13 protein-coding genes and 1 other RNA gene are annotated in these 14,570 nt (G+C 30.5%); all 14 read left to right on the forward strand.

Going from position 1 to position 14,570, the window contains the following annotated elements:
* The first annotated feature begins 16 nt into the window (after window positions 1-16).
* The 14 genes from frr (at window position 17) to rnpB (ending at window position 14,460) form a co-directional block, all read left to right on the forward strand.
* A complete protein-coding gene (gene frr / locus C4N20_RS06860) occupies window positions 17-583 on the forward strand; it encodes a ribosome recycling factor (RefSeq protein WP_005982456.1) in 567 nt (188 codons plus the stop codon).
* Between the two features lie 123 nt (window positions 584-706).
* Window positions 707-1,399, forward strand: a complete 693-nt coding sequence (locus C4N20_RS06865; protein WP_005982457.1) for an undecaprenyl pyrophosphate synthase — start codon at window positions 707-709, stop codon at window positions 1,397-1,399.
* A complete protein-coding gene (locus C4N20_RS06870; protein WP_005982458.1) occupies window positions 1,392-2,216 on the forward strand; it encodes a phosphatidate cytidylyltransferase in 825 nt (274 codons plus the stop codon). Before C4N20_RS06865 ends, C4N20_RS06870 begins: the two co-directional genes overlap by 8 nt.
* A 66-nt stretch (window positions 2,217-2,282) precedes the next feature.
* Window positions 2,283-3,434: a 1-deoxy-D-xylulose-5-phosphate reductoisomerase gene (gene dxr / locus C4N20_RS06875; protein WP_005982459.1), complete on the forward strand. Its 1,152-nt coding sequence runs from the start codon at window positions 2,283-2,285 to the stop codon at window positions 3,432-3,434.
* 14 nt (window positions 3,435-3,448) lie between these two features.
* Window positions 3,449-4,120: a dTMP kinase gene (locus tag C4N20_RS06880; protein WP_005982460.1), complete on the forward strand. Its 672-nt coding sequence runs from the start codon at window positions 3,449-3,451 to the stop codon at window positions 4,118-4,120.
* A gap of 15 nt (window positions 4,121-4,135) precedes the next feature.
* Window positions 4,136-5,155 (forward strand): M50 family metallopeptidase, encoded by a 1,020-nt coding sequence (locus C4N20_RS06885; RefSeq protein WP_005982461.1) that lies wholly within the window; start codon window positions 4,136-4,138, stop codon window positions 5,153-5,155.
* Between the two features lie 147 nt (window positions 5,156-5,302).
* Window positions 5,303-6,688 carry a sigma-54-dependent transcriptional regulator gene (locus C4N20_RS06890; protein ID WP_005982463.1) on the forward strand — a complete coding sequence of 462 codons (1,386 nt, stop codon included), beginning with the start codon at window positions 5,303-5,305 and terminating at the stop codon, window positions 6,686-6,688.
* 60 nt (window positions 6,689-6,748) lie between these two features.
* Window positions 6,749-8,503 carry a peptidylprolyl isomerase gene (locus tag C4N20_RS06895; protein ID WP_005982465.1) on the forward strand — a complete coding sequence of 585 codons (1,755 nt, stop codon included), beginning with the start codon at window positions 6,749-6,751 and terminating at the stop codon, window positions 8,501-8,503.
* Window positions 8,504-8,753: 250 nt separating this feature from the next.
* Complete coding sequence (gene dnaG, locus C4N20_RS06900) at window positions 8,754-10,529, forward strand: DNA primase (RefSeq protein WP_005982468.1); 1,776 nt, start codon at window positions 8,754-8,756, stop codon at window positions 10,527-10,529.
* Between the two features lie 24 nt (window positions 10,530-10,553).
* The gene (gene rpoD, locus C4N20_RS06905; protein ID WP_005982470.1) at window positions 10,554-11,810 is read left to right on the forward strand and encodes an RNA polymerase sigma factor RpoD; all 1,257 of its coding nucleotides are present in this window, start codon (window positions 10,554-10,556) and stop codon (window positions 11,808-11,810) included.
* Window positions 11,811-11,891: 81 nt separating this feature from the next.
* A complete protein-coding gene (locus tag C4N20_RS06910) occupies window positions 11,892-12,746 on the forward strand; it encodes a sigma-70 family RNA polymerase sigma factor (RefSeq protein ID WP_005982472.1) in 855 nt (284 codons plus the stop codon).
* Window positions 12,743-13,522 carry a Nif3-like dinuclear metal center hexameric protein gene (locus C4N20_RS06915; protein WP_005982474.1) on the forward strand — a complete coding sequence of 260 codons (780 nt, stop codon included), beginning with the start codon at window positions 12,743-12,745 and terminating at the stop codon, window positions 13,520-13,522. Before C4N20_RS06910 ends, C4N20_RS06915 begins: the two co-directional genes overlap by 4 nt.
* A 10-nt stretch (window positions 13,523-13,532) precedes the next feature.
* Window positions 13,533-14,102 (forward strand): hypothetical protein, encoded by a 570-nt coding sequence (locus C4N20_RS06920; RefSeq protein WP_005982476.1) that lies wholly within the window; start codon window positions 13,533-13,535, stop codon window positions 14,100-14,102.
* Window positions 14,103-14,115: 13 nt separating this feature from the next.
* An RNA gene (gene rnpB / locus C4N20_RS06925) (RNase P RNA component class A) lies at window positions 14,116-14,460 on the forward strand.
* Window positions 14,461-14,570 lie beyond the last annotated feature (110 nt).

Consider the following 14,570-nt stretch of genomic DNA (forward strand, 5'->3'; position numbering starts at 1 on the left):
TCAGGAGGGAAAAGATATGACAGGACAAGATGTAGTTAAATCGTGTAATGAAAAAATGGGAAAAGCAATAGAAGCAACAAAACATAAATTCACTTCTATTAGAGCTGGAAGAGCTAGTGTTTCTATGCTTGATAGTGTAAAAGTTGAACAATATGGATCTGATATGCCTTTAAATCAAGTTGGATCAGTTTCTGCTCCAGAAGCTAGATTACTAGTTATTGATCCATGGGATAAATCTCTTATCTCTAAAATAGAAAAAGCTATTATGGCTGCAAATCTAGGGCTTACACCAAACAATGATGGTAAAGTTATCAGACTTGTAATGCCTGAACTTACTGCTGAAAGAAGAAAAGAATATGTTAAAATGGCTAAAACAGAAGCTGAAAATGGAAAAGTAGCAGTAAGAAATATCAGAAAAGATGGAAATAATGATCTTAAAAAACTTTCTAAAGATAAAGAAAGTCCAATTTCTGAAGATGAAGTAAAAACTTTAGAAGCTGAAATTCAAAAATTAACTGATGCTCATATAAAAGCTATAGACGATCTTTTTGCTAAAAAAGAAAAAGAAATTACAACTGTTTAATAAAACAAATAATTTAAAAAGTTGAAGAATGAGGCGGTTTTCCCTCATTCTTTTTTATATTGTATAGAAAAATTTCAATAAATATGGTAAAATTTACTGAATATATCAATGAGGTGATAGATAGTGGAGTCAAAAATTCCAAATCATATAGCAATAATCATGGATGGAAATGGTAGATGGGCAGAGAAAAGAGGACTGCCTAGAACACTAGGACATAAAGAAGGCGCTAATGCATTGAGGAAGATAATAACTTATGCAGGAAAGATTGGAGTTAAGTATCTTACTGTTTATGCTTTTTCGACTGAAAACTGGAAGAGAAGCAAAGATGAAGTTGATGCTTTGATGTTTCTCTTTAAAACATATTTGAAAAATGAAGAAAAAAGTATAATGAAGAATAATGTGAGATTTTTGGTATCTGGAAGAAAAGATGATGTGAGCCCTTCACTTCTGAAAGCTATAAAAAAGCTTGAAGATAAAAGCAAAAATAATACAGGTCTTACATTGAATATAGCATTTAATTATGGAGGCAGGGCTGAGATAGTAGATGCTGTAAATTCTATTCTTAAGTCAGGGATAGATAATTTAGCTGAAGAAGATTTTTCAAAATATTTGTATAATAACATACCAGATCCCGAATTATTAGTAAGGACAAGTGGAGAATTAAGAATATCAAACTTTTTATTGTGGCAGATAGCATATTCAGAAATATATATTACTGATGCTCTATGGCCAGATTTTGATGAGAAAGAGTTAGATAAAGCTATAGAGAGTTATAATGGAAGAGACAGAAGATTTGGAGGAGTAAAAAATGCTTAGTAGAATAATGGTAGCCATAGTGGGGATACCACTGCTTATCTACATATTATATCATGGAGGTTTTCCTTTGCTTCTCTTTGTAAATGTGATTGTAGGTATGGGAGCTTATGAATTTTATAACATGGCAGAAATGGGAGGGAAAAAGCCTCACAAAGCAGCAGGGATAGTTGGAGCTCTTCTTATTCCTAATGTGTTGTTTTTTAATGAGTTAGGAACATTATCAATAGATGTAGCAGGGTTATTAGCTTTTTTTGTCATATTCCTTATAGGATATAGAGTACTGGAAAATAAAGTAGAAAATGCAAGTGTTGATATAGGAGAAACTATTTTAGGTGCACTATATATTTCAGTGCTTTTTTCTCATGTAATCTTAATAAGCTTCCTTCCAAATGGAGGAAAATGGCTTTTAACAGCTCAAATAATGGTTTGGGTATGTGACAGTTTTGCGTATTTTACAGGAATGGCTATTGGAAGAAAGATATTTAACAGAGGGTTCAGTAGTATAAGTCCAAAAAAATCTATTGAGGGATCAATAGGAGGAACTGTATTTACAATAATTTCTTTGTATTTTCTTGAAAAATATTTCCATCTTCTTAACAATAGAGAACTTGGAATGTCTAATATAATAATAATAGGAATATTTATCAGTGTAATAGCTCAAATTGGAGATTTAGGAGAGTCTATGTTTAAAAGAGAGTTCAAGGTAAAGGATTCAGGAACTATTCTTAAAGGACATGGAGGAATATTGGACAGATTTGACAGTATGCTTTTTGTAGCACCTACTGTATATTATCTTCTAAAATTTATAGTGTTGTAATATAATATCATTGGGTGAAAGGATATTTCTATTCGCCCAATTTTTTTCATAGGAGGAATTTAAAAAGTGAAAAGAATAGTTGTATTAGGATCTACTGGAAGTATAGGGACTAATGCTTTGGAAGTAATAAAAAATGCAGAAGGGAAGTTTAAAGTGATAGCTCTAAGTGGGCATAGAAATCATAAACTTCTTTTGGAACAGATAAGGGAATTTACTCCAGAATGTGTAGCAGTAGGAACAGAAGAAGGATATAAAGAGATTAAAGCAGAGTTTCCTAATATGAGGGTATATTTAGGAGATGAAGGATTAAAAGAACTTGCAATGCTGAAAGATTATGATATACTTCTTACTGCTGTCAGTGGAGCAGTAGGAATAGAAGCAACTGTTGAAGGAATAAAAAATAGTAAAAGAATAGCTCTTGCCAATAAAGAAACTATGGTAGCTGCTGGGTCGTATATAAATCGTCTTTTAACAGAGTATCCAAAATCTGAAATAATTCCTGTAGACAGTGAGCATTCAGCTATATTTCAATCTTTATTAGGTGGAAAGAAAAAAGAAGTTGAAAAGATAATAATAACTGCTAGTGGAGGAACTTTCAGAGGAAAGAAAAAAGAAGAGCTGGAAAAAGTAAAAGTGGAAGACGCTTTAAAACATCCAAACTGGTCTATGGGTAAAAAAATAACTATAGACTCATCATCACTTGTAAATAAAGGACTTGAAGTAATAGAAGCTCATGAACTTTTTGGAGTTGATTATGATCATATAGATGTTTTAGTACATCCTCAAAGTGTAATACATTCAATGGTACAGTTTAAAGATAAAGCTGTAATAGCACAGCTTGGAGCACCAGATATGAAGCTGCCAATACAGTATGCTTTTACATATCCAAAGAGAGAGTCAAATTCTGTATTTGAAACACTTGATTTTATGAAAATGTCTACTCTTACATTTGAAAAGGTGGATAATGAGACTTTTAAAGGGGTAGAGCTTGCTTATAGAGCAGGGAGAACTGGAAAATCTATGCCAGCTGTATTTAATGCAGCTAATGAAGTGGCAGTAGAACTGTTTATGAAAGGGAAAATAGGATTCCTTACTATATATGAAATAATAGAAGGAGCTATGGACAGGCATGAGCCAGTGGAAATCAACAGTGTAGAAACAGTTAAGACTGTAGATGGAGAAACAAGAAACTGGGTATATACAGAGTATGGAAAATAGAAAGGAGAACTGAAATGGGAAAACTTATAGTTATAGAGGGAACAGATTCCAGCGGAAAAGAAACACAAACAAAAAAGTTGTTTGAAAGACTTCTGGCAGAAAAATATAATGTAAAAAAAATATCATTTCCAAACTATGACAGCCCTGCATGTGAACCAGTGAAAATGTATCTGGCAGGAAAATTTGGAGAAGATGCAATGAAAGTAAATCCTTATCCTGTATCAATGATGTATGCCATAGATAGATATGCTTCTTATAAAATGGATTGGGAAAAGTTCTATAAAGAAGAAGGGATAATAGTAACAGACAGATATGTTACATCTAATATGGTACATCAGGCATCTAAGATAGCAACTGAAGATGAAAAGTCTGTATATTTAGATTGGCTAGATGAGTTGGAATATGACAAAATGGATATTCCAAGACCTGACCTTATTATATTTCTGAATATGCCTACAGAGATGGCATTAAAACTTATGGAAGAAAGAAATAATAAAATAACTGGAGAACAGAAAAAAGATATTCATGAAAGAGATGCAGCTTATCTGGAAAAATCTCATGCAAATGCTTGCAGCATAGCAGAGAAATATGGATGGAAAGAGATAAAATGTACAGATGGAGACAGACTGAAAACTATTGATGAAATAGGAGAAGAGGTATATAAATTAGTCAGAAATATCATCTGATAGACGGAGGAAATAATGAACATATTAATAGCTATTCTGGTCTTGGGGATAATAATATTTATACATGAACTTGGACATTTTCTTACAGCTAAATTTTTCAAAATGCCTGTAAGTGAATTTTCAATTGGAATGGGACCACAAGTGTACTCATACGAGACAATGAAAACAACATATTCCTTCAGAGCTATTCCTCTTGGAGGATTTGTAAATATAGAAGGAATGGAAGTAGGAAGTGAAGTAGAAGATGGATTTAACAGCAAACCACCTTTAGCGAGATTTGTAGTGCTTTTTGCAGGAGTTTTTATGAATTTTCTTCTTGCGTTTATATTAATTTTCACTATGATTTATTCAAATGGAAAGTATATTCAGAACAAAGAACCTGTAATAGGAAATGTGCTTTCAGAAAGTAAAGGAAGCAAAGTTATTTTTCCTAAAGATAAGATATTGAAAATAGATGGAGTAAATATTAAAGAGTGGAACGATATAAGTAAGGCACTTGCTGAAAAGGATCCAAAGACACCTATACAAGTGGAGTTGGAAAGAGCAGGAGAAATAAAAAATGTAGATCTTGAATTAACAGAAGATCCAGAGAGTAAGAGATATATAGTAGGAATACTTCCTGAATATACTATAGAAAAATATGGAGCATTGGAAGCAGCAAGAATGAGTCTTTTTAGTTTTGAAAAAATATTTTCTGATACTCTTGGAGGACTTAAACTTATTGTAAGCGGAAAAGTAAAATCAGAGGAAATAAGTGGTCCTATTGGTATAATAAAAGTAGTAGGAGATGCATCTAAAGAAGGTGTAGGAATATTGGTATGGTTGACTGCACTTTTATCAGTAAATGTAGGAATTTTAAACCTTATGCCCTTACCAGCTTTGGACGGTGGAAGGATACTTTTTGTTATTTTAGAACTAATAGGCATGAAAGTAAATAAAAAGTTTGAAGAAAGATTACACACTGCGGGAATGCTAATTCTTTTTGCATTTATTTTTTACATAACAGCCAATGATATTTTTAATTTGACAAGATAGCTGTAATTCAGGGGTCTAACATAATATACTATAAATTATAAAAAATAGTCTTGAAAAAATACAGATTATCTATTATAATACATTATAATAGAAAATCATAAATTGTGAATTATTTTTGAAAGATATATAAAATAGGGAGGCCAAAATATGAAGAATGCTATATTAGCTATTTCAGAAAGAAAAGAAACTTTAAAACAAATAAGAAAAGAACTTTCAGAACAATATGAGATCATAACATTCAATAATCTTCTAGATGCACTAGATATGCTGAGAGAGAGTGATTTTGATATCGTTTTATTGGACGAATATCTAACATGGTTCAATTTTGCAGAGGCAAAAAGAAAATTGAATGGAATTGGAAAAGATTTTGTTGTTGTAGGATTATTAGACGATGAAACTGAAGAAGTACTTCAAGAATTAAGAAATGCAGATATTTACAACTATTTAATGAAACCAGTAGAATTAAGAGAAATGAACAGAATTATAATGCCAGCTCTTAAAAATCTGGAAATATTGAAGGAAAAAAGAAAACTTGAAGAGAAACTATTAAGCACAGAAGAAGAAAGTGAAATAGTAGGACAATCTTCAAGAATTAAGGATGTAAAAAATCTTATAGAAAAAGTGGCTGAAAGTGATCTTACAGTTCTTATTACAGGTGAGAACGGAATTGGAAAAGAGCTTGTAGCTAAAGAAATATACAAGAAAAGCGACAGAAGAAAAAATAACTATATAGTAGTAAGCTGTGCATCTATGCCAGAAGAAACTATGGAAAGAGAACTTTTCGGATTTGAAAGAGGGGCATTTACAGGAGCTAACTCTAGTAAAAAAGGACTATTAGAAGAAGCAGATGGAGGAACTATGTTCCTTGATGATATTTCAGCTATGGATATCAAAACTCAAGCTAAACTTTTAAGAGTAATTGAATATGGAGAATTAAGAAGAGTTGGAGGAAATAAGACTAGAAGAGTGGATGTAAGATTCATTGTAGCTAGTGATAAAGATCTTAAAGATGAGACTGAAAAAGGAAAATTCAGAAAAGATCTATACCATAGATTGACTGTATTCCCAATTGAAGTTCCACCATTAAGAGACAGAAAAGAAGATGTACCTCTTCTTGCTAACTACTTCTTAAATAAAATAGTAAGAGAACTTCATAGAGATACTCCAGTTATTTCAGGAGAAGCTATGAAATATTTAATGGAATATTCATATCCTGGAAATATCAGAGAACTTAGAAATATGATAGAAAGAATGGTAATTCTTTCTACTGATAAAATAATAGGTGTAGAAGATCTTCCTCTTGAAATAAAAATGAAATCTGATACAGTTGAAAATAAAACAGTAGTAGGAGTAGGACCATTAAAAGATATTCTTGAACAAGAAATCTATAGTCTTGCAGATGTTGAGAAAGTTGTTATAGCTATAGCTCTTCAAAAAACTAGATGGAATAAACAAGAAACTTCTAAACTTCTTGGAATTGGAAGAACTACTCTTTATGAAAAAATTAGAAAATATGGTTTAGATTTTAAATAGAGAGCAATGAAATAGACAACAGTAAAGAACTAACTAAAAGAAGGGGGAAAATTATCAGTTTTGACTGGTAATACATTGATTATGGCAATTAGAAAATTTCGTAAACAAATGAAACCTATTATCTGGTTGGTAACTATCCTTATGGTATTAGGTGGAGGATATGCTACTTTATCAAGTATCATAGGAAGCATGAGCAATGGTCATTCAAACTATGCTTTTAAGCTGAATGGAAATAAAATATCTAAATTTGAGGTAGAAAAAACAAAAGCTACTATGATTGATGGATATTCTAGATATCTAGGGGATAAAGTGGATAGAAGTCTTATAGATATTTTAGCTTTTGATGAAGTTGTAAATAAAAATCTTACATTAGAAATGGCTGACAAATTAAAAGTTAAAGTTTCTAATGGAGATGTAAATGATCAATATGATAAAATAGAAAATTCTATAGGAAATAGAGATCAGTTTAAAAGAATGCTTCAGGTACAGGGATACACTAAGAATACTTTCAAAAAAGAATTGAAAGATAATCTTACTGTAGAGCAAACTCTTGCAAAGATTCAAGAGGGAATTAATCCTACTGATGAAGAAATTAATAAATATTATGAAGATAATCTATATACTAGATTTTCTGGAAAACCTTTGTCTGATGTAAAAAATGAAGTAATAACTGATTTAAAACAAACTAAGGGAATAGAAGAATATGTTCTTCTTCTTGATAAAGCTAGAAAAAATATGAAACTGGAAAATGTTTCACAAGAATATAAAGCATATGTTGAAAGAAATGAAATGGAAGAGGATGGATTTGCAGTATCTAATATAGAGATGGCAAAAAGAACTCTAAATAATCTTTTTATTACTAATGGTGATAGAGATAAAGCCAGAGAATTGTCTAAAGAATATTACAGAGCTCAAATAAAATTGGCTAAAATAGCTATAGAGAGAGGAATAACAGTGGATGAAACACTTCCTCTTGATTATAAATTCGAAGAATATAAAAAAGGACTTTTTGAAAATATAAAAAATTCATTAAATCCTAGTGATGCTCAGTTAAAAGAATACTTTGAAAAAAATAAGCTCGTTTATGATACTTTTCCAAGTTCTGATTCATATATAGCTATTTTAAAAGTTGATGCTTCAGCAGAAGATAAAGCAGCAGCAAAAGCAAAGGCAGAAGAACTTTTAAAAACTCTTACTCCTGAAAATTTTGCAGAGGTAGCTAAAAAGAATTCTGATGGACCAAGTTCACCAAATGGTGGAGATTTAGGATGGTTTTCTAAAAAAGACATGGTTGAACCTTTTCAAAAAGCTGTATTCTCAGGAGAAGTTGGAAAAATATATCCACAACCTGTAGAAACTATATTTGGAGAGCATTTGATATATATAGAAGATAGAAAAGATGATGAAGAAAGAGCAAAAGCAAGTCATATTCTTATTGTTCCTAAAGTATCAGAAGCAACTATTAATATCAAAAAAGCTGAAATAGAAGCAGTAAAAGAAAAACTGGCAAATGGAACAGTTAATTTTGAAACTCTTTCTAAAGAAAATAAGGATGTACTTCAAAGCAGTTTATTTTCTAAGATAGATGATACTGGGTATATTCCAGGATTGGGATATAATGAAGCACTTACAAAATTAATATTTGATGCTCCTTTAAATAAAGTTCAAACAGCTCTTATTGAGGATAAATTCTATATCTTCAAAAAAACAAATGAAGTAAAATACAAAGCAGCTGATTTTAATGAACTTAAAGACAGAGTTAAAGATGATTATCTGAATTCAAAAACTCAAGAAGAGCTTAAAAAGCTTATTTAGGTAATTGATATACAAAAAGAGAATGACCTAAAACTTTATTTTGGGTTACTCTCTTTTTTATATTCTTAAGGAAAAAAATTTGATTATTTCTAAAAAATGTATTATACTAAAGAATAACGGAAAAATATTTTCTGTATTTTTAACGAATATACAACTTTTTATTTTCAGAATAAGGATATATAAAAAAGGGAGATTACCATGAGGAAATTGAAAATTGAGCATAAGAATGAAAATGAAACAGTGATTACAAGTGAGATATAAGTCTGAAGACATAGATATGCTGATAGAAAGCCTCAGAATAGAAGAGGTAGTCGGCGAATTTGTAGAACTGAAAAAATCAGGCTCAAGTTATAAGGGGCTTTGCCCTTTTCATCAAGATACCTCTCCTTCTTTTATGGTCAGCCCAAGCAAAAATATATGCAAATGTTTTGTTTGTGGAGCTGGTGGAAATCCTATAAAATTTTATTCTGAATATAAAAAGATAAGTTTTATAGAAGCTGTTGAAGAACTTTCTAAAAAATATGGAATACCAATAAAAGGTACCAGAAATAGCAAAAAAAATAATGAGAATTATGATAAATATTATAAAATAATGGAAGATGCCCACAATTTTTTTAAAGAATATATCTTTTCCAATGGTGGAAGAGAAGCTATGGAATATCTGGCAGCTAGAAAACTCAATCCAAAGATCATAAAAGATAATGAACTGGGCTTTGCCCCAAATAAGTGGAATGAACTTAATGATCATCTTATCAGCAAGGGATATGAATTAAAAGATCTCATTGCATTAGGTCTTGTGAAAGAGAGTGAAAATGGGCAGTATGATGTATTCAGGAATAGGATTATATTTCCAATCTACTCTCCAACTGGAAAAATAATAGCCTTTGGAGGAAGAACTCTTGAAAATAATAAAGAGGTTCCTAAATATATAAACTCACCAGATACACCTATCTTTAAAAAAGGTAAGAATTTATATGGACTAGAACGTGGAAGCATGATTAAGAAAAAAAATTATGCTATGCTCATGGAAGGTTATATGGATGTACTGTCAGGGTATTTATATGGATTTGATGTAGCCCTGGCTCCTTTGGGAACAGCATTAACTGAGGAACAAGGAAAACTTCTAAAAAGATATACTTCTAATATAATACTTTCTTTTGATTCAGATGCAGCAGGGCAGTCAGCAACGGAAAGATCTGGAATGATACTAAAAACGTTAGGTTTTAATATCAGAGTTCTGGTTCTTGAAGGAGCGAAGGATCCTGATGAATATTTAAAGCTGTATGGAAAAGAAAGCTTTTTAAAGTGTGTGAAAAATTCTGTTGAAATATTTGATTTTTTATTTAAATATTATTCAAAAGAATACGATCTAAGCAACATGATGTCTAAGCAGAATTTTATAAACAGATTTAAAGAATTTTTTCAAAGTGTAGATACAGATCTTGAGAAAAGTTTGTACTTAGACAAATTGTCTAAACAGTTAAATATTGAAAAAGATATACTTAAAGAGACTTTGATAGATAAAAATAGAAAAAAATCAAGGAAAATAGAAGAAGTTTCAGAAAATATAAGTATATCAAGAGAAGAAGCAGCAAGTAAATTAGAAGAGCTTACACTTGGACTTATACTGGCTAAAAATGAATATTTTGAATATTTTAAAAATAAAAATATAAAAGGATCTTTGACTAGAAAAGTTTTTCAATATCTTAAAGAAAGAGATGAAGAATCAAATATAGTGAGAGAGCTTAAAGATAACGTTGAATTGACAAAAGCTGAAACAGATGAGTGGGAAATTGTAATCTGTATGGCTATAAATGATTTTTCTAGTGAAGAGAGAACAAATAAGTTATTAGAGGAGATATTTATCTCTTGGTTTAGAATAGAATTGAAAGAAAAACAAAGGAATAGAGAAAATATTAGTAAAACGATAGGGCTTAAAAGCATTGAATTAAAATTGAATGCAGCTGATGGTTTCTCAAAAATACTGGATATATATAAAGAATATGAAGAAATAGTTAATCTATAATTTTTTTAGAGGAGGCTTCAAATAATGAGAGAGTTTATAAAAAATGAGAAGGTTCTTTCTTTAGTCAGAAAAGCGATGGAAAATAAGTTTATAACTTATGAAGAGATAAATGAGGAATTAAAAAGTGATTTTCCAGTAGAAAAAATTGAGCAGCTGATAACAGGAATGATGGAACAAGGGATCGAGATTGTAAGACAAGAAGATCTGGAAAAAGAAAAGAAACTTGCAGCATCTTTGAAAAAAGATAAAGATAAGGACAAAGATAAAGATGAAGAACCTATTTCAAAAACTCAAGATAAAGAGGAATTTCCTGATGAAGATGAAATAGATGACCTTTTAGAAGAGAGAACAGAAGATTTAGATGACTTTGAACATTTCAACCCAGAAGAATTGGAGGAAATAAATGAAGATGAACTTGTAAGTGATGATTTGTTTAATCTTTCAGGGGATATGAAAGTAGATGAACCTATTAAAATGTATCTTCGTGAAATAGGACAGATTCCACTTCTTAGTCATGATGAAGAATTAGAATATGCTAAGAGAGCATTAGAAGGAGACGACTGGGCAAGTAAACAGCTGATAGAGGCAAACCTTAGACTAGTTGTAAGTATAGCTAAAAAACATACTAATAGAGGTCTTAAACTTCTTGATCTGATTCAAGAGGGAAATATAGGGCTGATGAAAGCAGTTGAAAAATTTGAATACAGTAAAGGATATAAATTTTCTACATATGCTACTTGGTGGATAAGACAAGCTATAACAAGAGCTATTGCTGACCAGGGTAGAACAATAAGAATACCAGTACACATGATAGAAACTATCAACAAGATAAAAAAAGAAGCAAGAATTTATTTGCAAGAAACAGGTAAAGATGCTACTCCAGAAGTTTTAGGTGAAAGATTGGGAATGGAAGTAGACAAGGTAAAAGCTATTCAGGAAATGAACCAAGATCCGATATCTCTTGAAACTCCAGTAGGAAGTGAAGAAGATAGTGAATTAGGAGACTTTGTTGAAGATCATAAAATGCTTAATCCATACGAACTTACAAATAGATCTCTTCTTAGAGAGCAGCTTAATGGGGTATTAAATACTCTTAGCAGCAGAGAAGAAAGAGTATTGAGATATAGATATGGTCTAGATGATGGATCACCAAAAACTCTGGAAGAAGTAGGAAAAATATTTAAAGTAACAAGAGAGAGAATAAGACAGATAGAAGTCAAAGCCTTGAGAAAACTTAGACATCCAAGCAGAAGAAAAAAACTGGAAGACTTTAAAGTGTAATAATTTGAGGGAGCCCCAAAAGATAAATAAAATTTATTTGGGGATTCCCTCATTTTTGACTGCAAATATTATGGAGGGAACATGCAGGTATTAAGTATCAAAGAATTAGAAAAAGATATAATAACTAATTTAAGAGAAGAAGATGATTTTAGAGAATTTTTAAATGAAAATTCAAATAAAGAGTTAAAATTTGATAATCATTATACTGGATCAAAAGAACTTGAAGAAATGGATGAATTTGCAGAAGAAACTGTTATTGATTACTTAGAAGAACTTTCTAATATGGAAGTAATAAGTGATGAAGATGAGAATAATTATCTAAAAGATTTAAGAGAGGCTGATAAAGAAAAAGTAATAGTGAAAAATCTTAATGAAGTGGCATCTATAGCTTTTAATTATGTAAAGAATGGAATAGCGTATATGGATGTAGTGCAAGAGGGAACAGTAGGGCTTATAAAAGCTGTTGATTATTTTGATCCTGATAGAAATGGAGATTTTAAAAATTATTCAAAATATTGGATAGCTAGAGAAATAGTTCTGTATATTGAAAATAAAGTAGCAGATATTAGAAATGAATTTAAGAATTTTTTCAAAAATAAAAAAGAAAATTTTGGAAAAGAACATCATCATGAACATGAAGAAGAAATGCATCATGATGAAGTGTACTTGAAAGAAGAAGACCTTCTTCCTACTGTTGAAGCTATTGAAAAAAGAGAAAAAATGGTAGAAAAAAGAATAGACTTTTTCTCTTTGGAAAATAGATTGAGTGAAAGACAGATAGAAGTACTAAACTATTATTTTGGATTTGGAAAAGATAAAAGATATTCTATCTTTGAAATAGAAGATGTGTTAAAATTAGAGAGTGGACAGGGAGAAAATTTGTTTCAAAGTGCTCTTTTGATACTTTCAACAGTAGAAGGGAAGATGTTTTTATGATAACTAAAGATATAATCAACTTTCTGGAGGAAAAATATCCTAGAAGTAATGCAGAAGAATGGGATAATGTAGGTTTGCTAGTAGGAAATAATAAAAAAGATGTAAAAAAAATACAGTTGTCTATAGATGCTACAGAAAAAGCTGTAGATTATGCAGCTCAAAATAATGTGGATATGATAGTAACTCATCATCCTCTAATATTCAAGCCGTTAAAATCTATTGTAATGTCTGAACTTTCTGGGAGAAAAATTATTAAACTTATAGAAAATGGGCTAAATCTATATTCTATACATACTAATTTGGATTCCTCAAAAGATGGATTAAATGATTATATTCTTGAACTGTTGGAAGTAAAAAAATATAAGATAATAGACATAAATGCAAATGATGAAACAGCTGGAATAGGAAGGATGTATACACTGGAAGAAAAAATAACTATTTTGGAATATGCTGATTTTATTAAAACAAAAATGAAAATAAAAAATGTAAGAGTAATAAGTAATGATCTAAAGTCAAAAGTGAAAAAAATAGCTTTAATCAATGGTTCAGGAATGAGTTATTGGAGAAAAGTTAAATCTTTGGGAGCAGATCTTTTTATAACTGGAGATATAGGTTATCATGATGCTTTAGATGCTAAAGAAAGTGGACTGCATCTTATAGATATTGGACACTTTGAAAGTGAAAATTGTTTCTCAGAACTTTTAAAAAAGAATTTAGAGGAGATAGGATTGGAAGTGTTAATATTTAATGATGGTCCTGTTTTTGAAAATTATTAAGGAGAAAACCGTGAAAAAGACTTTTTTTATAATAGGACTACTAACAATATTTAATATTTCTTTTGCCAAACTCAATGACAATTTAAAGATTTTTTCTCAAGATGAAAAAATAAAAGTAGAAAGTAAAATAACTGAATTGGAAGATAAAAGAAAACTTCATATATATGTAAATACACTTCCAACTGATGAGGGATTCAGTGTAGCAGATCCAGAAAAAATTATTATATTAAATATAAAAAAAGATGATTCTGGAAAGAGTAAAATTGAATTAAGTTTTTCGAAAGATATAAATGTAGAAGAATGTCAAGAAGGAATAAATCTTGTTTTAGAAAATGCTGAAAATACTCTGTCTAAAGGAGAAGCGGGAAATTATGCTGTAGAGGTTTTAGATGGAATTGATGGAGTATTAGATAAAATTGATGTAGAAGAACCAATAGTTGTAGAAGAAGAAATTGTAGATGGAGAAAAAAATACATTTTTTATAGGAATGGGTATTGCATTTTTTATAATATTTGCTATTATATTAAGAGTGCTCTTTGTAAAGAAAAAAAGAGATAGTCAAAAAGAAAAATCAAAATAGAAAACAAATTTTTTAAGGTATTAGAGTTGATCGCTGCTTGAGTAATCAAGGAGAGGAAAGTCCGGGCTCCGCAGAGCAAGAGGGCAGTTAACGACTGCTAAAGGTAACTTTAAGGAAAGTGCCACAGAAAATAAACCGCCATATTTATATGGTAAGGGTGAAAAGGCGGTGTAAGAGACCACCAGTTCCTCAGGAGACTAAGGAAGCTAGGTAAACCCCCTCTGGAGCAAGGCTAAATAGGAAAGTATAAAGGGCTGCTCGTCCTCTTTCAGGGTAAGCTGCTTGATACCATAAGTAATTATGGGGCTAGATAAATGATCATCAAATACAAAACCCGGCTTATTTAATGCCTTAAAAATTTTTTTAAAAAAAGTAAAAAAAATGTTGACGGAATCTAAAAATTATGGTATTATAATTCTTGTCCACGAGAAAAGGGGACGGAAAAGAAAAACAATAAAAAAGGACATT

The sequence above is a fragment of the Fusobacterium ulcerans genome, from assembly GCF_003019675.1.
Classification (GTDB): Bacteria; Fusobacteriota; Fusobacteriia; order Fusobacteriales; family Fusobacteriaceae; genus Fusobacterium_A; species Fusobacterium_A ulcerans.

Coding starts and splice junctions, on each gene's coding strand:
- frr (WP_005982456.1), top strand. CDS start 17: ATGACAGGACAAGATGTAGTTAAATCGTGTAATGAAAAAATGGGAAAA.
- C4N20_RS06910 (WP_005982472.1), top strand. CDS start 11,892: ATGCAGGTATTAAGTATCAAAGAATTAGAAAAAGATATAATAACTAAT.
- C4N20_RS06870 (WP_005982458.1), top strand. CDS start 1,392: ATGCTTAGTAGAATAATGGTAGCCATAGTGGGGATACCACTGCTTATC.
- C4N20_RS06890 (WP_005982463.1), top strand. CDS start 5,303: ATGAAGAATGCTATATTAGCTATTTCAGAAAGAAAAGAAACTTTAAAA.
- C4N20_RS06880 (WP_005982460.1), top strand. CDS start 3,449: ATGGGAAAACTTATAGTTATAGAGGGAACAGATTCCAGCGGAAAAGAA.
- C4N20_RS06915 (WP_005982474.1), top strand. CDS start 12,743: ATGATAACTAAAGATATAATCAACTTTCTGGAGGAAAAATATCCTAGA.
- rpoD (WP_005982470.1), top strand. CDS start 10,554: ATGAGAGAGTTTATAAAAAATGAGAAGGTTCTTTCTTTAGTCAGAAAA.
- C4N20_RS06885 (WP_005982461.1), top strand. CDS start 4,136: ATGAACATATTAATAGCTATTCTGGTCTTGGGGATAATAATATTTATA.